Origin of the sequence: Xanthomonas sp. 1678 (assembly GCF_031455575.1) — a bacterium.
Classification (GTDB): domain Bacteria; phylum Pseudomonadota; class Gammaproteobacteria; order Xanthomonadales; family Xanthomonadaceae; genus Xanthomonas_A.
This window is the reverse complement of record NZ_JAVDSZ010000002.1, coordinates 361,032-383,176: the sequence shown is the minus strand read 5'-3', so window position 1 is coordinate 383,176 and position 22,145 is coordinate 361,032. Positions and strand designations below refer to the sequence as shown.

Here is a 22,145-nt window from a genome sequence, read left to right as displayed (position 1 = left end):
GGCGGCGCAGGCGGGAGTGGCGGTTAAGCCATCGGTGTCGGAGCGCGCCCGCAAGCCGTCGTCGTGACTGCGCGGCAGCGGCCGCCGCAGGCGTGCGCGCGGTGTTCGCGCGCTCAGTCCTTGACGATCTGCGGGCGCCCGAAGCCGAGGCCGGCGATGCGGCTGGCCAGCTCGGCGGCGCGGCCATGGTCCTCGGCCGCGACCCGCAGCCGCCACAGCGTGCGCCCGCCGGAGACGATGTCGCTGACGCTGGCGCCGACGATGCCGGCCGAGGCCAGCTGCGACAGCGCGCGGTTGGCGTTGTCGCGGCTGGCGAAGCTTGCCACCTGCAGCAGGATGCCGAGCGGGCCGCGCGCCGCGGCGGCATCGGCAACCGCGCGCGGCGTCGGTGTCGGCGTCGGCGTTGCAGCGGCGGCAACGGCACTGGGCGCCTGCGCGGCCGTGGCGGTGGCGCGCCGCGGTGCCGGCGTGGCGGCCACGGCCGTATCGGTCTTGGCCGATTTGTCGAGCTTGGCCGGCTTGCCGGTGGCCACGCGCACGCCGCGCGATTTCATCCAGTCGTCGAAATGGTCGGCGTTGGCCGCGGTGTCGGCATCGGCCTGCACCCGGTAGCGCCAGCGCTCGCCTTCCGGCATTGCGGCCGCGGCGGCCGCTGCATTGGCGGCGGAGGGCGCGGCCAGCGCCGCGCCGCGCGCCGGCGGCTTGGCCGCGGCCACGCTCGCCGACTTGGCCGGCAAGGCCTTGACCAGGTTGTCCATGTCGGTGGCGCGCCGCGCCGCGGCGGTCTGGGCGGCGCCCGCCACCGGCACCGCGCTGGCCAGCGCGGTGCCGGTGGCGACCTGCTTGCCGGCGCGGCGCGCCGCGAGCAGGTTGCCGTTGTCGGCCGGGGTCAACCCGCGCACTTCGACCCGGCCGGTGCCCTTGCCGGTGATGCCGAGCTTGACCGCCGCCGCGTAGCTCAGGTCGATGACCCGGCCATCGTGGAACGGGCCGCGGTCGTTGACCCGCACCACCACCGATTCGCCGTTGTCCAGGTTGGTGACCAGGGCGAAGCTCGGCAGCGGCAGCGTCTTGTGCGCGGCGGTGAACGCGTACATGTCGTAGACCTCGCGGTTGGAGGTCAGCCGGCCATGGAACTTGCTGCCGTAGTACGAGGCGGTGCCGCGTTCGACGTAGCTGTCCGGGTCGTCGATGATCTTGTACTCGCGGCCCAGCACCATGTACGGCGAACGGTTGCCGACCGGCGAACGCGGCTCGGCGGTGACCAGCGGTTCGGGGATGCAGGCGACGTTGGGCACGTAGTCGGGGGTCCTGTCGCTGACCCCCGGCGCGTACAGGCCGCCGGCGGTGTAGTTGCCGCGCGTGGACGGGTCTTCCTTGGCCGGCGCGTACGGCGAGGTGGACGGACAACCGGTGGCGACATGCGCCGGACCGCGGCCTTCCACCTTGACCCCCGGCGCCGCCGCGCCGCCTGCGGTCTTCTTCGGGGCGCTGCTGCAGGCGGCCAGCGCCAGCAGGGCGACGACGGGGACGATCCGGAGCAACGCGTTCGGGTTCATGCCGGGGGTAACTCCTTGCCGGCGATGGCCTGGGACAGTTGGAACACGGCCATCGCGTACATCTTGGAAATGTTGTATCGGGTGATCGCGTAGTAGTTCTGGAAGCCCAGCCAGTACTGCTTGCCGGCGCTGCCGTCGTCGAGCGCGATCGGCGTGGCGGTGGCGCCGGCCGGGACCGGTGCGTTGGTCTGGTAGCCGCGCGCGGCCAGGTCGGCCAGCGAATGGCTCGGGGTCCAGTCGGTCGGATTGAATTCCTCGGCGCCGGGACGCAGTGTGGCCGGCACCGCGACCAGGCCGTCGCGCACCCAGCCGCCCTTCTTGACGAAGTAGTTGGCGATCGAGGAGAACGCGTCGTCGTAGTCGGTGAACAGGTTGCGCTTGCCGTCGCCATCGCCGTCGACTGCGAACTGGCGATAGCTGGACGGCATGAACTGGCCCAGGCCCATCGCGCCGGCGTAGCTGCCGATCAGCTTGGTGACGTCCAGGCTCTCCTCGCGGCCGAGCGCGAACAGTTGGCCGAGTTCGTCGCGGAAAAACAGCTCGCGGCGCACTTCGCGCTCGAGCTTGGCCGGGTCGCCGCTGCGCGGATAGCGGAACGCCAGCGTGTACAGCGCATCGAGCACGCGATAGCTGCCGGCATTCTTGCCGTAGCTGGTCTCCACGCCGATGATCGCGACGATGATCTCGGCCGGCACGCCGGTCCGCGCCTGCACCCGCATCAACTCCTCGCGGTGCGTGGCCAGGAACGCGCGGCCGCCGTCGATGCGCGCCTGGCTGATGAACATCGGCCGGTATTCGTTCCACGGCTTGACCCGCTCGGCCGGGCGCGACATTGCCGCCACGATTGCATCCTTGAACTGCGCCTGCGCCAGCGTCGCCTCGATCTGCGCCGGGTCCAGGCCGTACTTGGCCGCGGTGTCGCGGACGAAGTTGGCGCGCGCGATCTCGAACGGCACCGGGGTCAGGTCGACCGGCGGCGCAGGCGCCGCTTCGGGCGCGGTGCCGGCCGGCAGCGCGGGCGGCGGCGCGGTTTGCGGCAGCGCACTGGCCTGCGGTGGCGGCGTCGGAGCCTTGGGCTGGGTCGCGCATGCGACCAGGCCAAGCGTGATCAGGCAAATCAGCGAGCGTCGAATCATGCCGGCAGGTTAACAGAGTCCAGATGAATTTCCACCAATAACGCCATGAAAAAAAAGAACTTTGCCCCGAGTCAAGCGCAGTTGGCGTATTCATGCCGGAGAGCCTTCGTGGATCATGGCACCGGCATCGGCACCGTCGCCGGCCGGGCACCGCAAACGCAAAGGCCGCCGGTGGTTGCCACCGACGGCCCGCAGTGCTGCGCGGCAGCGACGCTCAGAACGGCGCGTCGATATCCACCACATCGATCAGCTTGTGGTTGACGAACTCTTTGATGCCCAGTCCGATCAGCTCGCGGCCGTAGCCGGAGCGGCGCACCCCGCCGAACGGCAGGTCGGCCTTGACCATGGTCGGGTGGTTGACGAACACCATGCCGGTGGAGATGCGCTTGGCCACTTCGACGCCGCGTGCGGTGTCGGCGGTGAACACCGAGCCGCCCAGGCCGAATGGCGACTCGTTGGCGATGCGCACCGCATCGTCCTCGTCGGCGGCCTCGAACAGCATCGACACCGGGCCGAAGAACTCCTGGTAGTAGGCCGGGTTGTCCGGAGTCACATTGGTCAGGATGGTCGGCTGCACGAACGCGCCGTGTGCCGGCACCGGCGGCCCGACCTCGGTGGCGGTGGCGCCGTGTTCGACCGCCGCGGCGATCTGCAGCTTCAGTTCGTCGGCCGCGCCCTGCGAGGACAGTGGCGCCAGCGTGGTCGCCGCGTCCATCGGATCGCCGGCCCTGAGGGCGGCCACACCCTCCGTGTAGCGCTGCAGGAACCGCTCGTACAGCTCCTGCACGACGATCATGCGCTTGGACGACACGCACACCTGGCCGCCATTCCAATGGCGGCCGAACACCGCCCACTTCACCGTCTTGTCCAGCTCGGCATCGGCCAGCACTACGAAGGCATCGGCACCGCCCAATTCCATTGTCGATTTCTTCAGCGCCCTGGCCGCCTGCGCGGCGACGATGGCGCCGGCGCCCTCCGAGCCGGTCAGCGCCACGCCGTGCACGCGCGGGTCGTTGAGGATGGTCTCCACCTGCGAACGCGTGGCGTAGAGGTTGGCGAACGCGCCGGACGGCAGCCCCGCCGCGGCCATCAGCGTTTCGAACTTGGCCGCGCACTGCGGCACGTTGGACGCGTGCTTGAGCAACACCGTGTTGCCGGCCGACAGCTGCGGCGCGATGATCCGCGCGATCTGGTAGTACGGGAAGTTCCACGGCTCGATCGCCAGCAGCACGCCCAGCGGCTCGTGCACCACGATCGCCTCGCCCTCGGCCGGATCGGCCACCGGCAGTTTCTCCGGCGCCAGCAGGCGCTCGGCGTTGACCGCGTAGTACTCGAAGATGTCCGCCGACAAGGTCACCTCGGCTTCGGCCTCGCCGATCAGCTTGCCCATTTCCAGGGTCAGCAGTTGCGCGTAACCGCGCACGTCGGCGCGCAGCAACTGCGCCGCCGCGCGCATGACCTTGGCGCGCTCGGCGAAGGAGGCGCTCTTCCACTGCTGGAAGGCCGCATCGGCGGCGCCGATCGCGGCGAGCACCGCCTCGTCGGTCGCCTCGGGAAAGCTGGCGAGCAGTTCGCCGGTGTAGGGATTGCGGGTCGCATAAGCCATGGTCGTGTCCTCGTGGAAGGTCGGGAAGCGCCGGCGCGTCGTCGCGCCGGCACGGGAAGCGGTTCGGTCAGACGGCCAGTTCCTTGACCGCCTGCACCATGCGGTTGAGCACCGCGGCGGCGTCGCCGTAGACCATGTCGCAGTTGTCGCCGTAGAACAGCAGGTTCTCCACGCCGGCATAGCCCTTGCCCTGGCCGCGCTTGATCACGTAGACCTGGTGCGCCTGGTCGGCGTTGAGGATCGGCATGCCGTAGATCGGCGAGGCCTTGTCGGTGCGCGCGGCCGGGTTGACCACGTCGTTGGCGCCGATCACCAGCGCCACGTCGGTGCTGGCGAAGCTGTCGTTGATGTCTTCCATGTCGAAGATCAGGTCGTAGGGCACGCCGGCCTCGGCGAGCAGCACGTTCATGTGCCCGGGCATGCGTCCGGCGACCGGATGGATCGCGAACTTCACGTCCACGTCGGCGGCCTGCAGCAGCTTGACCAGTTCGTACAGCCGCGCCTGCGCCTGCGCGACCGCCAGGCCGTAGCCGGGCACGATGATCACGCTGGAGGCGTAGCGCATCGATACCGCCGCATCGCCGGCATCGACCGCGGTCATGCGACCCTGCACGTCGCCCTGCACCACCGCCGCGCCGTCGCCGAAATTGCTGAACAGCACGTTGGCCAGCGAGCGGTTCATCGCCTTGGCCATCAGCACGGTCAGCAGGGTGCCGGCCGAGCCGACCACCATGCCGGCGATCATCAGCGCCGGGTTCTGCAGCGCGAAGCCTTCCAGGCCCACCGCCAGCCCGGTGAAGGCGTTGTACAGCGAGATCACCACCGGCATGTCGGCGCCGCCGATCGGCAGCGTCATCAGGATGCCGAAGCCCAGTGCGGCGACGAAGAACGCCAGCGCCGCCCAGCCGCCGCCGATCTGCGCGACCACCAAGCCGCCGAGTACCAGCGCGCAGAGGAACACGCTGGCGTTGAACCCGCTCTGGCCCTTGAAGCGCCACGCCGTGTTGATGCGGCCATCGAGCTTGGCCCAGGCGATCACCGAACCGGACAACGAGATCGATCCGATCAGTGCGCCGAGCACGGTCACCGCCAGGTGCAGGCCGCTGTGCTGCGGCTGCCGCGAGGTCAGCGCGACGGCCGCGACCGCGGCCGCGGCGCCGCCGCCCATGCCGTTGTACAGCGCCACCATCTGCGGCATCGCGGTCACCGCGACCTTGCGCCCGCTGCGCCAGGCCCAGGCGCCGCCGAGCGCCAGCGCCAGCAGCGCCAGGGCCAGATTGGTCAGCGCATGCGGCTGCGCGCCCGGCTGCAGGTCGGCCAGATAGCCGAACGCGGCGGCGACGGCGACCAGCATGCCGATGCCGGCCAGCACGATGCCGCGCAGCGCAGTCACCGGCGAGGACATGTGCTTGAGGCCGAGAATGAACAACAGGGCGGCGGCGAACCCGCTCAGCTCCACCAGTAACTGCAGCATGACGCTATTCCTTTGGGGTGGCGGACGCGGAAGCGGATTTGGCGCTGGGCTTGAACATCGCCAGCATGCGGTCGGTGACCACGTAGCCGCCGGCGGCGTTGCCGGCGCCGAGCAGCACGCCGACGAAGCCGATCGCCTGGCCGGCGACGGTGTCGGCGTTGAACAGCGCGTGCATCGCGCCGACCACGACGATGCCGTGGATGAAGTTGGAACCGGACATCAGCGGCGTGTGCAGGATCGACGGCACCTTGCCGATCACTTCGTAGCCGGTGAACGCGGCGAGCATGAACACGTACAACGCGATCATCCAGCTCATCGACAGATCGAGATTCATCGCTCAGGACTCCTTGGCGGCGGGTGCAGGCGCAGGCGCGACGGCCTGCGGCGTGGGATGGCAGCGCTGGCCATCGCGGGTCAGCAAGGTACCGGCCACGACTTCGTCGTCGAAGTCCGGCGCCAGCGCGCCGTCGCGGACCAGCAGCTCGAGCAGGTTCAGCAGGTTCTTCGCGTACAGCTCGCTGGCGTGCTGGGCCAGCGCCGAGGGCACGTTGAACGGCGCGACGATGGTCACCGGCCCCACTTCGACGGTCTGCCCGGGCACGCTGCCCTCGCAGTTGCCGCCGCTGTCGGCGGCCAGGTCCACGATTACCGCGCCGGGTTTCATGCCATCGATCTGCGCGCGGTCGATCAGGATCGGCGCGATGCGTCCGGGCACGTTGGCGGTGGTGACGATCATGTCGGCCTGCTGGATGTGCTGGGTCAGCACCGCGGCGGCCTTGGCCCGTTCCTCTGCAGTGAGTTCGCGCGCATAGCCGCCCTCGCCGCGCGCGTCGATGCCGGTGTCGACGAACTTGGCGCCCACCGATTGCGCCTGTTCGCGCGTCTCCGGGCGCACGTCGTAGCCTTCGGTGATCGCGCCGAGCCGGTGCGCGGTGGCCAGCGCCTGCAGGCCGGCCACGCCCAGGCCCATCACCAGCACGCGCGCGGCGCGCAGCGAGCCGACCGCGGTGGTCATCATCGGCAGGATCCGCGGCAGATGCACCGCGCCCAGCAGCGGCGCGTAGTAACCGGCCAGCGCGGCCTGGCTGGACAGCACGTCCAGCGCCTGCGCGCGGCTGATCCGCGGCACGGTTTCCATCGCGAACGCGGTGATGCGGCGTTCGCACAGCAACTCCAGCAATCCCGGCGCCTTGGCCGGATACAGCATCGCGACCAGCACGCTGCCCGGACGCATCGCCGCCAGCGTCTGCAGCGACGGCGCCTGCACCGCCAGCACCAGGTCGGCGCCGGCGACGACGTCCTGCGCATCGTCGAGCACGGTGGCGCCGGCATAGGCCGCATCGGCGAAGCGCGAGGCCACACCGGCTCCCGCCTGCAGGCGCAGCTGCGCGCCCAGCTTCGCCAGTTTCGGCAGCACCGTCGGCACCATCGCCACGCGGCGCTCGCCGGTTTGCTGTTCCTTCACTACCGCTACGGTGAACGCCATGAGCCAGTGCCTGTCGGTAAGTACAGACACGGTGCGCGTGCGCGCCACCGCCGACATTGATTGCGATCAATTGCGGCCGACGTATTGGCCTGCGGTACAGGCGCTGGACGAGGCGGCGGCGGCGCCTGTCGGCGCTATCGGGCTGGCAACCGACCGACGCGAGCGACAGATCGGCTTGCCGCCGCACGCCGGCAGGCGATTTCAGAGTGAGGCGGTACGTGCATTGTTTGCCTTCGGCGTGGCGACGTCGACGGCGCGTTGATCGCGGCTCGGCGAACGCGCGCGCATCGCCGATCGCGGCGGATGCCACGCGGCGCGTCGGCCCATGCCCGGCAGGCAGCCGGGCACGGCTCTATTGAAGGGCGCCAGGCTGCGCGCGCAGCGCAACGGCCGGCACCGCGGCTGGGTGAGGATGGCCGGTGTCGACTGTCGCCATAGGATGGCGCGCGTCCTCTGCGAGTTGCTGCCAACGCGCGTCCACGATCGTCGCCAAGCCGGCCGGACGCTGGTCGAAATGGTGGCCGCCGTGCAGCGCGACGATCTGCGCGCCGCTGTCGCGCAGCTCCGGGCACAGCGTGTCCTTTTCCTGGTCGCCGTACACGCACAGCAGCTGCGCTGGGGCGATGCGCGCGATCTCCGGCAGCACCGGTTCGGCGTCGTCGGCATCGCCCAGGTCCAGCCAGTTGCGCACGCGGATCTGGAAATCGGCCTTGTGGTCGACGCCGAACAACGCCAGCAACCCGACCTGCGCGCGCTGCGCCGGCGGCAGCCGGTTGTACATGAACGGCAGCGCGGTGGCGCCGAAGGAATAGCCGACCAGCAGGATCTTTTGCGGGTGCCAGCGTTGCTGGTAGTAGGCGATGACCCGCCGCAGATCGGCGCTGGACTGCGCCGGCGGCTTGGCGTGCCAGAAATAGCGCAGGCTGTCCCAGCCCACCACCGCGATCCCGCGTTGCTGCAGGGCCTCGGCCATGCCCTTGTCGATATCGCGCCAGCCGCCGTCGCCGGACAGCACGATCGCCAGCGGTGCGCCCGGCGTGCGCACCGGCAGCTCGGTCAACGGCAGATCCTCGAGCGCGCCGCCGCTGACCGGCGCGTGCAGGTGCGCGGCCACGCGTGCGGCCAGCGCCGCGTCCGCTGCGGCGGCGGGTGCCGGCGCGATATCGACGAAGCCTTGCGCGGCGTTGGCTTGCGCGGTGCCGGCGCAGACCTCGGTCGGCGCCGGCGCCACGCCGATCGCGCCGCCCAGGGTCGCCGCCGGCGCGGCGCCGACGATGCGCTCGGCCAGCGTCGCCGCGCGTCCGCTGCCGGCCAGCATCGGCAGGAAATAGCGCTCCCCGTGCAGGTCGCGCTGCAGGCGCCGGCTCAGCTGCTCGGCATCGTGCCAGGCATGGCTGCAGCCGCGGCCTGCGCGTTGCAGCCGGGCCTGGTAGCGATCGCCGTTGACCGTCGCCACCAGCGCGCCGGTGGCGGCGATGCGCGCGGTCGCCGCCCGCCGCTGCGCCGGCGTGCCGCTGGCGAGCAGGATCACCATGCCCTGCACCGGCCCCGGCGGCCTGGTCAGGACGATGCGGCCATAGCCGCAGCAATGCACGATGCCGGGCGCGAAATAGGCACGCGCGACGGCATAGCCGGCCAGGCCCAGCAGCACGCTGCCCAGCAACCACAACCGCGGGAATTTCATCGACGCACATCCATGTCGGCACAGCCGAACGGGCAGGAATCACGGAAAGGACGAGCGAGGGACTACCGCACACGAACGGACGCAGGTGAGCGACACGGGCCAGGCCCGGATCGACGTTGCGCGGTGCTGGCTCCCTCGGTGGACGCGGGTCGGCCGGGCGGCGTCGACGCCGCGCATGGCTCACCCGGAACGGATCCTGCGCTCGCGACGGGCCGCAAGCAGCGGCACCGCGACGTGGCATCGACGCGGATTGTGCGCAGCGCCGACACACGCCGCAATCGGTTGCCACCTTGATGCTTGCTTGCGGTTAAGCCAGTGCGTGCCGGTCGAAGGCGCCGGCATTCGGGCAGGCCGCCCCCGCCGCGTTCGCGCCGGCGCGGATGGCCGGGCGCAGTCGCTAGTAGCCGTGCACCGGACGGTGCGCCTTGACCGCCATCACCAGGCCCAGGCCGGCCAGCAGCGACACCGCGGAGGTGCCGCCGTAGCTCATCAGCGGCATCGGTACCCCGACCACCGGCAGCAGCCCGGAGATCATGCCGCCGTTGACCAGTACGTAGACGAAGAACGCCAGCCCGGTGGCGCCGGCGAGCAGCCGCGAGAACGTGTCGCGCGCCTGCACGGCGATCCACAGGCAGCGCCCGATCACCACCAGGTACAGGGTCAGCACCGTGGCCACGCCGATCCAGCCGAATTCCTCGCTGAGCACGGAGAACGCGAAGTCGGTGGTCTGCTCGGGGATGAAGTTCAGGTGCGACTGCGAGCCCAGGCCCCAGCCCTTGCCGTGCAGGCCGCCGGAGCCGATCGCGATCTTGGACTGGATGATGTTCCAGCCCGCGCCGAGCGCATCGTTCTCCGGATTGAGGAACATCATGATCCGGTCCTTCTGGTACGGCCGCAGCAGCCACAGCCAGGCCACCGGCGCGGCCGCGGCGACGCCGCCCACCGCGATGCCCACCCACCACCACGGCAGCCCGGCCAGCAGCAGCACGAACCCGCCGCTGGCGGCGATCAGCACGCCGGTGCCGAAGTCCGGCTGCAGCATGATCAGCGCGGTCGGCAGGCCGATGATCACCGCGCTGACCAGCACCGTGGGCAGGCGCGGCGGCAGCGGCACGCGGTGCAGATACCAGGCCACCATCATCGGCATGCTGATCTTCAGCAGCTCGGCCGGCTGCAGGTAGAACACCTTCAGGTCCAGCCATTGCCGGCCGTACTTGCCGGTGCCCAGCGCGAACACCGCCAGCAGCGGCAGCATCGACAGCGCGTAGATCAGCGGCGTCCACGCGCGCAGGCGCAGCGCCGAGACCCGCGACAGGCCCCACATCGCCGCCGCGCCGATCGCGAAGCGGATGCCCTGCGCCAGCATCAGGTGGTTGCCGCCGGACTGGCCGCCGGCGCTCTTGAGCACCGCCAGGCCGATCACCATCAGCGCGCCCAGGGCCAGGCACAGCGGCCAGTCCAGGGTGCGGGCGAAGCGGCCGCCGAGATCGGCCAGCCAGCGCAGGAAATCCTTCATCGTTCGTCCGGAATCTCGTCGGGGATCGGCGGCGGCGCGGCCGGCACCGCCACGCTGGCGGCATCCACCGCGACCGGGCCGACCAGCACCGGCAGCTCGCCGGCGGCCAGCGCCACCGCGTCGGCGGCGGCGCGCGAGCCCGGATCCTCGGCGTAGTACAGCTCGCTGCCGAACGCGGTGGCGCCGCGCAGGCTGTCCAGCGGCTCGATGCCCGCGGGCAGGCGGCCGAGCAGCCAGGCATCGAAGATCTTGCGCGCGATCGGCGCGGCGGTGCTGGCGCCGTAGCCGCCGCCCTCCACCGCGATGGCCAGCGCGATGGTCGGCTGCTCGGCCGGGGCGAAGCCCTCGAACAGCGAGCGGTGGCGCAGGTGCATCGGCAGGCTGCGCGGATCCACCGCGGCGGTGCCCTTGCGGCTGACCACCTGCGCGGTGCCGGTCTTGCCGGCCATCTGGTACGGCGCGCTGACCGCGATCGCATGGCCGCTGCCGCCCGGACGCATGGTGTCCATCATCCCTTCGCGCACCGCCTGCAGGTTGCCGGGATTGTCGCTGATCGGCTTGCCCGTGCCGAGCGGCACCGGCGTCCATGGCTGGTCGAACGCGCCGCGCCGCGCCATCACCAGGTGCGGCGTGCGCAGCTGGCCGTCGGCGATGCCCGCCACCGCGCGCACCAGTTGCAGCGGCGTCACCTTCCAGTCGCCCTGGCCGATGGCGATGTTGACCGTGTCGCCGGGGTACCACGCTTCCTTGCGGCTCTTCGCCTTGTACGCCGGCGACGGCACGATGCCGCCGCTCTCGCCGATCAGGTCGATGCCGGTGGGCGCGCCGAAGCCGTAGCGGGTCATGTACTGGTCGACCTTGCCGATGCCCATGTCGATGGCCAGCTTGTAGTAGTAGGTGTTGACCGACTGCGAGATCGACTTGCGCAGGTCGGTCCAGCCGTGCCCGCCGCGGTGCGAGTCGCCCCAGCCGCGGCTGACCCCGGGCAGGTAGAACATGCCGGTGGACAGGATCTTGTCTTCCGGGCGGCGCGTGCCGCTGTCCAGCCCGGCCAGGCCCATGAACGGCTTGATGGTCGAGCCGGGCGCCACCCCGCCCAGCACCAGCCGGTTGAACTGCGGCCGCGACAGGTCGCTGTTGAGCGCCTGGAAATCGGCATGCGAGATGCCGTTGACGAACAGGTTGGGGTCGTAGGACGGCAGGCTGACCATCGCCAGGATCTCGCCGGTGCGCGGGTCGATCGCCACCGCCGAGCCCTGGAAGTCGCCGAACGCGGCGACCATCGCGCGCTGCAGGTCGGCGTCGATGGACAGGCGCAGGTCGGCGCCGGACTGCGCCGGCACCCGGCCGACGGTGCGGATCGCGCGGCCCTGCACGTTGGTCTCGACCTGCTCGTAGCCGACCTTGCCGCGCAGCGCCTCTTCGTAATAGCGCTCCAGCCCGGACTTGCCGATGTGGGTCAGCGCCGCGTTGCCCTCGCCCAGCGTCTCCAGGTCCTTCTCGTCGATGCGGCCGACGTAGCCGATGATGTGCGCGAACAGCTCGCCGTAGGGGTAGTGCCGGGTCAGGTACGGCTCCAGCTCCACGCCCGGGAAGCGCCAGCGGTCGACCGCGAAGCGCGCGCGCTCCTCCTCGCTGACCCGCAACTTCAGGGTGATCGGGCGGAAACTGCGGCTGGCCTTCCGCGCGGCCTGGAAGCGTTCGATGTCCTCCGGCGCCAGCGCGATCACCTTGCCCAGCTCGGCCAGCAGCGCGTCCATGTCCTCGACCTTGTCCGGGGTCACGTCGAGCCGGAACGCGGGCACGTTCTCGGCCAGCAGGCGGCCGTTGCGGTCGTAGATCATGCCGCGCCCCGGCACCACCGGCCGCGGCTTGATCCGGTTGGCGTCCGAGCGCGTGGCGTAGACGTCGTGGTCCAGCACCTGCAGCTTGAAGTACCAGGCGCCCAGCCCGACCAGCGCGACCAGCACGCCGAGGAAGCCCAGCGCCGCGCGGCGCCGGAACTGCTCGGCCTCGGCGTGCGGGTTCTTCTGCGTGCGGCGGGTGGTCAAGGCCACGCTACTTCTTGCTCCGCCGGCCCAGCCGCAGCGCGTCCAGCAGCACGAACAGCGGCGGCCACAGCGCCATGCCCAGCAGCGGCGCCCACCAATAGTTCCACGGCAACGGCGGCTCGCCCACCGCCAGGTGCACGGCCGCAGCGACGATGCGGTCGTTGACCAGCAGCCCGCCGATCGCCAGCGCCTGCTGCGACATCGGGAAGAAGCGGATGCGCGCGCGGAAGCGCTGCAGGATGAAGCCCAGGATCACCAGCCGCAGCGCCTGTTCGCCCAGCACTCCGCCGTACAGCAGGTCGGCGACCACGCCGATGGCGAAGGCGAAACCGAGCCCGACCGTGTCCGGCGTCTCGATCACCCAGTACGCCACCACCAGCGCCAGGAAATACGGGCGCAGCGGCTGCAGCACCAGCGGCAACGGCAGCAGGCCCAGCACCAGCGCCAGGACCACGCTGGCCGGGAGCACCCAGCCTTTGCTGCGGGGGCGGCTCATTGCTGCGTCTCCTGCGGAGACGCCGGGGTTGGGGATTCGGGATTCGGGATTGGGGAAGAGCGCGGCTCCTGCGCAGCCGCCGGGACCGGGGACCGGGGACCGGGGACCCGGTCAGGAGCGGAGGTCCGATCGGGTACCGAGCCGGCCGTCGGCGCAGCAGCGGGCGCAGAACCGTGCCCTTGAGCCGGTCCATGCGTCGCATTGCTGTCGCCGTTGCTGCTACCGGGTCCCCGGTCCCCGGTCCCTGGTCCCGATTCTCCCGGCTGCCCCGGTCCCGCTGCCGCGACCGAAGGTCGCAGCAGCAAAACGTCCCGCCCCCGGTCCAGCTTCGCCGCCGGCTTCAGGTCGCCGACCAGGAAGGCGTGGGTGTCGTCCGGGCGCAGCGCCGACACGGTGCCGACCGGGAAGCCGGCCGGGAAGCGGCCGCCCAGGCCGGAGGTGACGATCTCGTCGCCGACCTCGACCCCGGCGCTGAGCGGTACGTCGCGCAGCTGCAGGGTGTCGCCGCGGCCGTAGACGATCAGGCGCACGCCGTTGCGCGCCACGGTCACCGGCACCGCGTGGTCGGGGTCGGTCAGCAGCAGCACCGTGGAATGCAGCGGGGTCACCTCGATCACCTGGCCCATCAGACCGCCGGCGTCGATCACCGCCTGGCCGACGTGCACGCCGTCGCGGCCGCCGGCGTCGAGCACCAGGCGCTGCCGGGTCGGGTCCAGGTCGATGTCCAGGATCGGCGCCAGCTGCACGTCCAGGCCGCGGCGCTCGGCCACGCCGAGCAGCTCGCGCAGCTGCGCGTTGTCCAGCGCCGCGGTCTGCAGCCGGGTCAGGCGCGCCTTGGCGATCAGCAGCTCGTTGCGCAGCGCGCGGTTTTCCCTGACCAGTTGCGCATGGCTGGCGGCGTTCTCCTGCACCTGCGAGCCGAGCCGGCCCGGCAGCCCGGCCAGCGCCCACAGCGGCTGCACCAGCAGGTTGGTCTGGCTGCGCACCTGCTTCAGCCAGCCCGCCTGCGCATCGAGCACGATCAGCACCACCGCCAGGGCCAGGTACGCAAGCAGGCGCGGCGTGCTGGCGGCTTCGCCCGGGCGGGCAGTGACGGGGGGACCGGCGTAGGGAGGCACGGATCAGGGCCGGGAAGGGGGAATCGGGAAGGGGGAATCGGACAACAACAGCGCGATCCCGGCTCGATCGGGCCGGGGCGCAGGCACGGTGGCGGACGCGGAGCCAGCAATATCGGTGCGGATGGGGGGTTCGATTCCCCATTCCCCATTCCCGATTCCCGGCCTCACCATCACTCCGGCGCGAAGAACTCGTTGCCGTGCATGTCCACCAGCTCCAGCGCACGGCCGCCGCCGCGGGCCACGCAGGTCAGCGGGTCGTCGGCGACCTGCACGTGCAGGCCGGTCTCCTCGGAGATCAGCCGGTCCAGGTCGCGCAGCAGCGCGCCGCCGCCGGTCAGCACGATGCCGCGCTCGGCGACGTCGGCGCACAGTTCCGGCGGGGTCTGTTCCAGCGCCAGCTTGACCGCCGAGACGATGCCCGACAGCGGCTCGTGCAGCGCCTCGAGCACCTCGTTGGAGTTGATCTTGATCATCTTCGGCACGCCCTCGGCTAGGTTGCGGCCGGAGATCTCCATCTCCTGCACCTCTTCCTGCGGATAGGCGCAGCCGATCTGCAGCTTGATGCGCTCGGCGGTGGCCTCGCCGATCAGCATGCCGTGGTTGCGGCGCACGTAGTTGGTGATCGACTCGTCGAAGCGGTCGCCGCCGATGCGCACCGACTGCGAGTAGACGATGCCGTTCAGCGAGATCACCGCCACCTCGGTGGTGCCGCCGCCGATGTCGATGACCATCGAGCCGCGTGCCTCGGTGACCGGCATGCCGGCGCCGATCGCCGCGGCCATCGGTTCCTCGATCAGGTACACGTCGCGCGCACCGGCCTCTTCGGCCGATTCCTTGATCGCGCGGCGCTCGACCTGGGTCGAGCCGGCCGGCACGCACACCAGCACGCGCGGGCTCGGGCGCAGGAAGCGCGACTTGTGCACCTTCTTGATGAAGTGCTTCAGCATCGCCTCGGTGTAGGTGAAGTCGGCGATGACGCCGTCCTTCATCGGGCGGATGGTGGTGATGTGGCCCGGGGTGCGGCCGAGCATCTGCTTGGCCTCGGCGCCGACCGCGGCCACCGAACGGGTGCCGCCGATCGCCCGGTCCTGGCGCACCGCGACCACCGACGGTTCGTTCAGCACGATGCCCTGGCCACGCACGTAGATGAGGGTGTTGGCCGTGCCCAGATCGATGGACAGGTCGTTGGAGAACATGCCGCGGAGTTTCTTGAACATCGGGGGATTGGGTCCTGGGAGGCGCGTGCCGTCGCCGAATGGCGAAAAAATGGGCAGAAAACGAAGTCCGCTAGCCTAGCAACCCACCTGGGTGCGGGCAAGGAAAATTCTCGCTAAAACCGCGCCTTGCGCGCCCCTCGCGGGGGCGCCGTGCATCGTGCTTCTGGCCCTGCCCGGCCGCAGCCGTTACCCTTTGCGCCGCGGCGACCCCGCACGTCGCCCGCCTGAATGCGGGCTCATCCCTCCGCCAAGGCCTGCCCGATGTCCGTACTGATCTGTGGTTCCCTCGCTTTCGACACCATCATGGTGTTCCCGGACCAGTTCAAGAACCACATCCTGCCGGACAAGGTGCACATCCTGAACGTGTCGTTCCTGGTGCCGCGGATGCGCCGCGAGTTCGGCGGCTGCGCCGGCAACATCGCCTACAACCTGCACCTGCTGGGCGGCGACCCGATCCCGATGGGCACGGTGGGCCAGGACTTCGGCCCGTACCGCGAGCACTTCGAGACGCTCGGCATCGACCTGTCGCGGGTCAAGGTGATCGAGGACCTGTTCACCCCGCAGGCATTCATCACCACCGACCACGACAACAACCAGATCACCGCGTTCCATCCGGGCGCGATGATGCGCAGCTACGAGAACCATGTGCGCGACGTGCCGGGCGTGACCCTGGGCCTGGTCGGCCCGGACGGGCGCGAGGGCATGATCCAGAACGCCGAGGAATTCGCCGCCGCCGGCATCCCGTTCATCTTCGACCCCGGCCAGGCGATGCCGCTGTTCAGCGGCCCGGAACTGCGCACCTTCATCGAGCAGGCCGACTACGTGGTGGTCAACGACTACGAGTCCAACCTGCTGCAGGAGCGCACCGGCTGGAACGAGCAGGACATCGTCTCGCGGGTGCAGGCCTACATCACCACCCAGGGCCCGAAGGGCGCGCTGGTCTATACCCCCGAGAAGACCTACGACATCCCGCCGGCGCACGAGCGCCGCGTGGTCGACCCGACCGGCTGCGGCGACGCGTTCCGCGCCGGCCTGATCTTCGGTATCCAGCGCGGCTGCGACTGGCTGACGATCGGGCGGATGGGCAACCTGATGGGCGCGCTGAAGGTGGAGCACCCGGGCACCCAGAACCAGCGCTTCGATTTCGACGAGTTCAACGACCAGTTCAAGCAGCAGTTCGGGTATGCGTTGTAAGGCCGGGATTGGGGATTGGGGATTCGGGATTGGGGATCCGTTGAGAAGCCGGGATTGGGGATTGGGGATTCGTAAAAGCCGGTCCTGGCGCTTGATTTTCACTAGAACCGCGCATTTGCGCGGTTTTTTTGTTTGGATGGCCCGGACCGACCCGCCGCGGGCCACCCGCCCTTGCCAATCCCCAATCCCGAATCCCCAATCCCGGCTTTTGCTGCACTGCGGTTTGAGCATGGGACGGGTTTGTGCGTCACTGGCTGCCTGATCCGGGGTCGGATCGAGGGGCGCACGTGTCGGAGTTGACTGTAGCCAACCTCCTGCAGGCCGCAGCCAAGGCGTCGTCCGTCGCCGAGGCGGAGCCGGCATTGCTGGCGCGGATGCGCCATTTCCGCCAGATCGAACCGCTGCCGCCGGCACTGGCGCGGTCCTGGCAACGCTGCCTGGACGAGTACGGGCTGAACCCCGATGCCACGCCTTCGCCGATGGTCCACGACGGCAGCGGACTGCGCGAGCGCCAGCAACGGCTGGAGGAAGTGCTGCGCATCGCCAAGGTGGAAATGGAGAACCTCTACGAGCAGATCGCCGGCGGCGGCTACGCGGTGGTGGTCGCCGACGCCGAGGCCACCGTGCTGCACAGCGTGCAGGACCCGGCACTGCTGCGCGAGTTCCGCCAGACCGGGCTGTTCTGCGGCGCCAGCTGGGCCGAGCGCTACCAGGGCACCAACGGCATCGGCACCTGCGCGGTGGAACGCAGCGCGCTGGGCGTGCACCGCGGCGAGCACTACCTGGTCCGGCACCTGCCGCTGTCGTGCAGCGGCGCGCCGATCCTGGACCCGCACGGCGACCTGCTGGCGGTGCTGGACGCCTCCACCCCCGACGCGCGCGACACCAAGCTGGTGCAGCGCCATACCAGCGCGCTGGTGCGCATGTCGGCGGCGCAGATCGCGCGTTCGTATTTCCTGGAGCAGTACCGGCACGCGTGGATCCTGCGCTTCCACAGCCGCCCGGAATTCGCCGGCCTGCTGCACGAGGCGCTGATGGCGATCGGCGAGGACGGCCGCGTGCTCGCGGTCAACGAAGCGGCGCTGGAACAGCTCGGCAAGGGCGAGCGCGGCCTGCTGGTCGGGCGCGACATCTCGCAGGTGATGCAGCTGGACTTCGACACGGTGGAGCAGCGCGCGCGCAACGAGGCCAGCACGCTGTGGTCGATCCGCTGCGCCTGCCACGGGCGCCGCTTCTTCGCCCTGGCGCAGCCGCCGCGCCGCGACGCTGCCGCTGGGCGCGCGCACGCCGCCAGCGCCGACAGCGGCGAGGCCGCCTATGCGCGCGAGCACGTCGGCTCCGATCCGCGCATGCGCCATAACCTGGACAACGCGCTGAAGCTGGCGGCGCATCGCGTGTCGATCCTGCTGTGCGGCGCCACCGGCACCGGCAAGGAAGAATTCGCCAAGGCGGTGCACCGCAGCTCGCCGTGGGCGGCGCGGCCGTTCGTGGCGGTGAACTGCGCGGCGATCCCGGAAGCGCTGATCGAGAGCGAGCTGTTCGGCTACGCCCGCGGCGCCTTCACCGATGCCGCGCGCGAGGGCCGCCACGGCAAGCTGCTGCAGGCCAGCGGCGGCACCCTGTTCCTGGACGAGATCGGCGACATGCCGCTGCCGCTGCAGACGCGGCTGCTGCGCGTGCTGGAAGAACAGAGCGTGACCCCGCTGGGCAGCGACCGGGCGATGCCGCTGGAACTGCACGTGATCAGCGCCAGTCACCGCGACCTGGGGCAGATGGTGGCCGTCGGCGAGTTCCGCGAGGACCTGTACTACCGCCTCAACGGCGTGGTGCTGCACCTGCCGCCGTTGCGCGAACGCAGCGACAAGGCCGAACTGATCCGCACCCTGCTGCGCGAGGAGAGCGGCGAGCGCCACGTGCGGATCAGCGAGGACGCGCTGCACAAGCTGCTCAGCTACGCCTGGCCGGGCAACCTGCGGCAGCTGCGCAACGTGCTGCGCACCGCCGCGGTGCTGTGCGCCGACAGCATGATCCGCATCTCCAACCTGCCGCAGGAAATCGTCGACGCCGACAGCGGCCCGTGCCTGGTCAACGGCGACGCGGTCGCCGCCGACGACATGCCCGGCCGCGCCGCCCTGGACAGCGCCGAACGCAGCGTGCTGCAACAGCAATTGGAACGGCACCGCTGGAACGTCAGCCGCACCGCCGACGCGCTCGGCATCAGCCGCAACACCCTGTACCGCAAGCTGCGCAAGCATGGGTTGGCGACGGTCTGAGTTCCAAGCGCAACAGCCGATCGGTCATGCCATCCCTGTAGGAGCGGCTTCAGCCGCGACCCCGAAGTCGGATGCCCTCCGGCTTCGGGGTCGCGGCTGAAGCCGCTCCTACAGAAAAGCCGTCGCCCGAAGCAGGGATCAGAGCGCCGGCGCTGGGTGCGGCGATGTCCATCCGCCGTTTGCGACACCCTACCCGCACCGCTTTTTTGTAGGAGGGACTTCAGTCCCGACTGTCATCGAAGCCGGAGGCTGTCCGGCTTCGATGTCGCGACTGAAGTCGCTCCCACAACAGCCGTGGCATGACGATGCGCGTCCGCGGTCCGCGGAATCGCCCGCCCCGTCCTAGAGAACCGCCAGCGCAAGCCAACTTGGCATGGGCGATCAAAGAGCCGGCGCTCGCTGCGACGATGTCATCCGAACCGTTGGCGATCTCCATCCGCTCCGCTTTTTGTGGGAGGGACTTCAGTCCCGACGGCTACAGAAGGCGGGCGCATTCCGCTTCGATGTCGCGACTGAAGTCGCTCCCACAACAACAGTGGCATGAGGATGCGCGTCGCGGGAAGCGGAACCGCCCGCCCCTGCCTAGCACCACCATCGCAAGCCGCCACCAGTCCTGGCAATCAGGGAGCCGGCGCTCGGTACGGCAATGCCCATCCGCCGTTGGCGATATCCAACCGCACCGTTTTTTTGTGGGAGGGACTTCAGTCCCGACTGCCACCGAAGCCGGGTGTGCTGTCCGGCTTCGATGTCGCGGCTGAAGCCGCTCCTACAAAAAATCTGGCCTGGGGTCGCAGCCAGCGCGGCGGTTCACCGGTCGCGGCTTCACTCTCCTGCGCCACAGCGCCACAGCGCCGCGGCAGGCAGCGCGCGCGCGCCCGATCATGATGACCACGATGGTGGCGATCCTGGCCGCGGTACGCCGCCTAGAACCGCCAGCGCAAGCCCACCTGGTACTGGCGTGGTGCGCCGGGGGCGACGAAGCGCGAGGGGCCATCCTCGACCGCGGCGTCCTGCGGGCGCGCCAGCGCGCCGTCGGGGAACAGGTCCTCGGCGATCGCCGCATAGGTCTCGTAGCGGCGGTCGAACAGGTTATTGACCCGCAGGTACAGCGACAGGCCCTCGGCGATCTGCCAGGTCCCGTGTACGTCGATCAACGCGTAGCCGCCGGTGGACAGGTCGTGGCGCGCCGCATCCTCGCCGTCCTCGGCATTCTCGGCCAGGCCGTCCTCGTTGCCGCTGGCCACGCGCCGCGAGAACGCGCGCAGGTCCGCGCCCAGCGCCAGTTGCGCCAGCGCCTGCCATTCCAGGCCCAGCTTCAGCGTGTTGCGCGGCAGGCCGGCGATGCGCATGCCCGGATGCAGATCGATGGTGCGTTCGCCCGATTGCAGCTCGCCGTCGCTGCGGTAGGTCGCATCCAGGTAGCTGTAGCCGGCGAACCAGCGCAACGCGCCGCTGCTGGCGCGGTAGCTCAGGTCCGCGCCCTGGTAGCGGGTGCGGTCGACGTTGTCGAAGTAGCCCAGCTGGGTGTTCGGCGCGCGCAGGAACAGGATGTCGTCGCGGTTGTCGGCGCGGTACAGCGAGGCGTTGAAGGCCTGGTCCGGCGACGGGTTCCAGCGCAGTCCCACTTCGTAGGTGCGCGAGACGATCTGCTCCAGGCGCGGATCGGCCTGCAGCCCGGTCGGCAGCCGGCAGGGTCGTTCCGGATCGGCGCAGCCCAGTTCGATCGCAGTCGGCGCGCGGCTGTTCTGCGAGGCCGAGGCGAAGGCGGTGAAGCCGCCGCCCAGGCGCTGGGTGATGCCCAGAGACGGGTTGGCCTTGGCGAACACGAAGCGCTCGCGCGGCAGCGCGCCGTCCTCGGCGGTGGACAGCACGTTGCTGACCTCGACCCGGTTCCAGCGCAGCGCCGCGGTCACGTGCGTGGCCTCGGCGACTTCCCAGGTATCGGCGGCGAACACGCCCAGCGTGCTGCTGCGGCCGCTGACCCCGGAAAAGAATTCGCGCTCTTCGTCGGGATCGGCGGCGACGGAGCGGTCGTCCTGCACGAACCCCTCCTGCTCGTACTGCCGGTAACGCACCCGATTGCGGTCGTAGGTGGCGCCGACGCTGAGCGCATGCGCGCCGGCCTGGTGGCTGAAGTTCAGCGCCACGCCTTCGGCGCGCTGGCGCATCTGCGTGGTGTTGAGCACGCCGCTGTGCAGCGCGTCGGCCTCGGCGCGCGGCACCTCGCAGTCGTCGTCCAGCGGCGTGCCGTCGGCGGCGTAGCCGTCGGCGCATTCCTCGACGAATTCCTCGTAGTCCTCGTTGATGTCGCCGTTGACCGTGTTGCGGCGGCCTTCGCGGTAATACGCCAGCAGGTGCAGCGCGGTGTCCGCGTCGAAGCGATGGTCCATCTGCGCGGTCAGCAGCGTGTTGCGATTGCGGGTCAGGTCCGGCGAGGTGTAGACCGCCTCGCGGTCGGCTTCGTACAGCCCCGGCTCGACACCCTCGTCGGTGTAGCGGCCGCTGGGCAGCAGGCCGTTGCCGATCAGGCGGCTGCGCCCGTGCAGCAGCGACACGTCCCAGTCGGTGCGCTCGCCCTGCCGCCCCACTTTGCCGAACACGGTGCCCAGGCGGCCTTCGGAGGCGTCGCGCCAGCCGTCCTCGTCGAAGCCGGTGACCGCGACGAAGGCATGCAGGCCGTCGCCGCCGGCGTAGCCGTAGGAGGCATCCAGGCGCTTGCGCGCGCCGCTGCCGAACGACAGGTCCGCGCGCAGCCCGGGCGCGGTCAGGCCCGACTGGGTGGTGAACGCCAGCGCGCCGCCGAGCGTGTTCGGCCCGAACAGCGGATTGGAACCGGGCATCAGCGCGACGCTGCGGATCGCCGCCTCCGGCATCATGTCCCAGCTGACGATGTCGGCGAATGGCTCGTTCATGCGCACCCCGTCCAGGTACACCGACACGCCCTGCGAGGCACCCGGCAGCGCGGAGGCGCGGAAGCCGCGGAAGGTGAGATCGGTCTGGAACGGACTGCCCTGCACTTCGTTGGTGTCCACGCCGTTCATCTGCCGCAGCATGAAATCGGTGAGGTTGCCGGCCTGGCTGCGCGCGATGTCGTCGGCGTTGGCGGTCTGCACCGTGTACGGCAGGTGGTCGGCGTCGATCAGCGTGCCGGGGATCGGCGTGGCGGTGACCTCGACCCGGTCCAGCGCGGTGATCTGCGCATCGCCGGCGTTGACCGTGGTCTGCGCGCCGGCCGGCGCAGTGGCCAGGGCGACCGCGGCGGCGACGGCCAATGCGAGCGCGCTCGCCTGCGGGGTGGTGCGTCCGTTGTGTCTGCGCATGCCTGCTCCTTGGTT

The 22,145-nt window shown here is 70.3% G+C and carries 16 protein-coding genes; 3 read left to right on the top strand and 13 right to left on the bottom strand.

The features are described 5' to 3' along the window. Positions 1–113: 113 nt before the first annotated feature. From J2Y70_RS04765 to J2Y70_RS04740, 6 genes are all read right to left on the bottom strand, one after another. Positions 114–1,559, bottom strand: coding sequence for a septal ring lytic transglycosylase RlpA family protein (locus tag J2Y70_RS04765; RefSeq protein WP_309913950.1), 1,446 nt, complete (start codon positions 1,557–1,559; stop codon positions 114–116). Further along, positions 1,556–2,695: a lytic murein transglycosylase B gene (mltB, locus tag J2Y70_RS04760; RefSeq protein ID WP_309913947.1), complete on the bottom strand. Its 1,140-nt coding sequence runs from the start codon at positions 2,693–2,695 to the stop codon at positions 1,556–1,558. Before mltB ends, J2Y70_RS04765 begins: the two co-directional genes overlap by 4 nt. 214 nt (positions 2,696–2,909) lie before the next feature. Then, a complete protein-coding gene (locus J2Y70_RS04755; RefSeq protein WP_309913942.1) occupies positions 2,910–4,301 on the bottom strand; it encodes an NAD-dependent succinate-semialdehyde dehydrogenase in 1,392 nt (463 codons plus the stop codon). Between the two features lie 67 nt (positions 4,302–4,368). Beyond that, positions 4,369–5,775 carry an NAD(P)(+) transhydrogenase (Re/Si-specific) subunit beta gene (locus J2Y70_RS04750; RefSeq protein WP_309913938.1) on the bottom strand — a complete coding sequence of 469 codons (1,407 nt, stop codon included), beginning with the start codon at positions 5,773–5,775 and terminating at the stop codon, positions 4,369–4,371. Between the two features lie 4 nt (positions 5,776–5,779). After that, a complete protein-coding gene (locus J2Y70_RS04745) occupies positions 5,780–6,109 on the bottom strand; it encodes an NAD(P) transhydrogenase subunit alpha (RefSeq protein ID WP_309913935.1) in 330 nt (109 codons plus the stop codon). 3 nt (positions 6,110–6,112) lie between these two features. Next, complete coding sequence (locus tag J2Y70_RS04740) at positions 6,113–7,261, bottom strand: NAD(P) transhydrogenase subunit alpha (protein ID WP_309913933.1); 1,149 nt, start codon at positions 7,259–7,261, stop codon at positions 6,113–6,115. Here J2Y70_RS04740 and J2Y70_RS04735 point away from each other — a divergent pair. Continuing rightward, positions 7,260–7,523 carry a hypothetical protein gene (locus J2Y70_RS04735; RefSeq protein ID WP_309913930.1) on the top strand — a complete coding sequence of 88 codons (264 nt, stop codon included), beginning with the start codon at positions 7,260–7,262 and terminating at the stop codon, positions 7,521–7,523. The two genes, J2Y70_RS04740 and J2Y70_RS04735, sit on opposite strands and share 2 nt — an antisense overlap. A 90-nt stretch (positions 7,524–7,613) precedes the next feature. Here the strand turns inward: J2Y70_RS04735 and J2Y70_RS04730 are convergent, their stop codons facing one another. From J2Y70_RS04730 to J2Y70_RS04705, 6 genes are all read right to left on the bottom strand, one after another. Further along, entirely contained in the window at positions 7,614–8,945 is a 1,332-nt protein-coding gene (locus J2Y70_RS04730; protein ID WP_309913927.1) for an AcvB/VirJ family lysyl-phosphatidylglycerol hydrolase, read from the bottom strand. 397 nt (positions 8,946–9,342) lie between these two features. Further along, positions 9,343–10,461, bottom strand: a complete 1,119-nt coding sequence (gene rodA / locus J2Y70_RS04725; protein WP_309913925.1) for a rod shape-determining protein RodA — start codon at positions 10,459–10,461, stop codon at positions 9,343–9,345. Further along, positions 10,458–12,518, bottom strand: coding sequence for a penicillin-binding protein 2 (gene mrdA / locus J2Y70_RS04720; protein WP_309913922.1), 2,061 nt, complete (start codon positions 12,516–12,518; stop codon positions 10,458–10,460). The genes rodA and mrdA overlap by 4 nt, the downstream gene beginning before the upstream one ends. A 1-nt stretch (position 12,519) precedes the next feature. Continuing rightward, positions 12,520–13,008 carry a rod shape-determining protein MreD gene (gene mreD / locus J2Y70_RS04715; RefSeq protein WP_263395774.1) on the bottom strand — a complete coding sequence of 163 codons (489 nt, stop codon included), beginning with the start codon at positions 13,006–13,008 and terminating at the stop codon, positions 12,520–12,522. Then, on the bottom strand, positions 13,005–14,126 hold the full coding sequence (mreC, locus tag J2Y70_RS04710) for a rod shape-determining protein MreC (protein WP_309913920.1): 1,122 nt from the start codon (positions 14,124–14,126) through the stop codon (positions 13,005–13,007). Before mreC ends, mreD begins: the two co-directional genes overlap by 4 nt. 170 nt (positions 14,127–14,296) lie before the next feature. Next, positions 14,297–15,343: a rod shape-determining protein gene (locus J2Y70_RS04705; protein WP_003465837.1), complete on the bottom strand. Its 1,047-nt coding sequence runs from the start codon at positions 15,341–15,343 to the stop codon at positions 14,297–14,299. 261 nt (positions 15,344–15,604) lie between these two features. Here J2Y70_RS04705 and J2Y70_RS04700 point away from each other — a divergent pair, with 261 nt between their 5' ends. Both J2Y70_RS04700 and J2Y70_RS04695 read left to right on the top strand, forming a co-directional pair. Continuing rightward, positions 15,605–16,537, top strand: coding sequence for a carbohydrate kinase family protein (locus J2Y70_RS04700; protein WP_263395776.1), 933 nt, complete (start codon positions 15,605–15,607; stop codon positions 16,535–16,537). A 287-nt stretch (positions 16,538–16,824) separates the two neighbouring features. Then, positions 16,825–18,810 carry a sigma-54-dependent Fis family transcriptional regulator gene (locus J2Y70_RS04695; RefSeq protein ID WP_309913914.1) on the top strand — a complete coding sequence of 662 codons (1,986 nt, stop codon included), beginning with the start codon at positions 16,825–16,827 and terminating at the stop codon, positions 18,808–18,810. Positions 18,811–19,733: 923 nt separating this feature from the next. Here the strand turns inward: J2Y70_RS04695 and J2Y70_RS04690 are convergent. After that, positions 19,734–22,130 (bottom strand): TonB-dependent receptor, encoded by a 2,397-nt coding sequence (locus J2Y70_RS04690; protein ID WP_309913911.1) that lies wholly within the window; start codon positions 22,128–22,130, stop codon positions 19,734–19,736. Positions 22,131–22,145 lie beyond the last annotated feature (15 nt).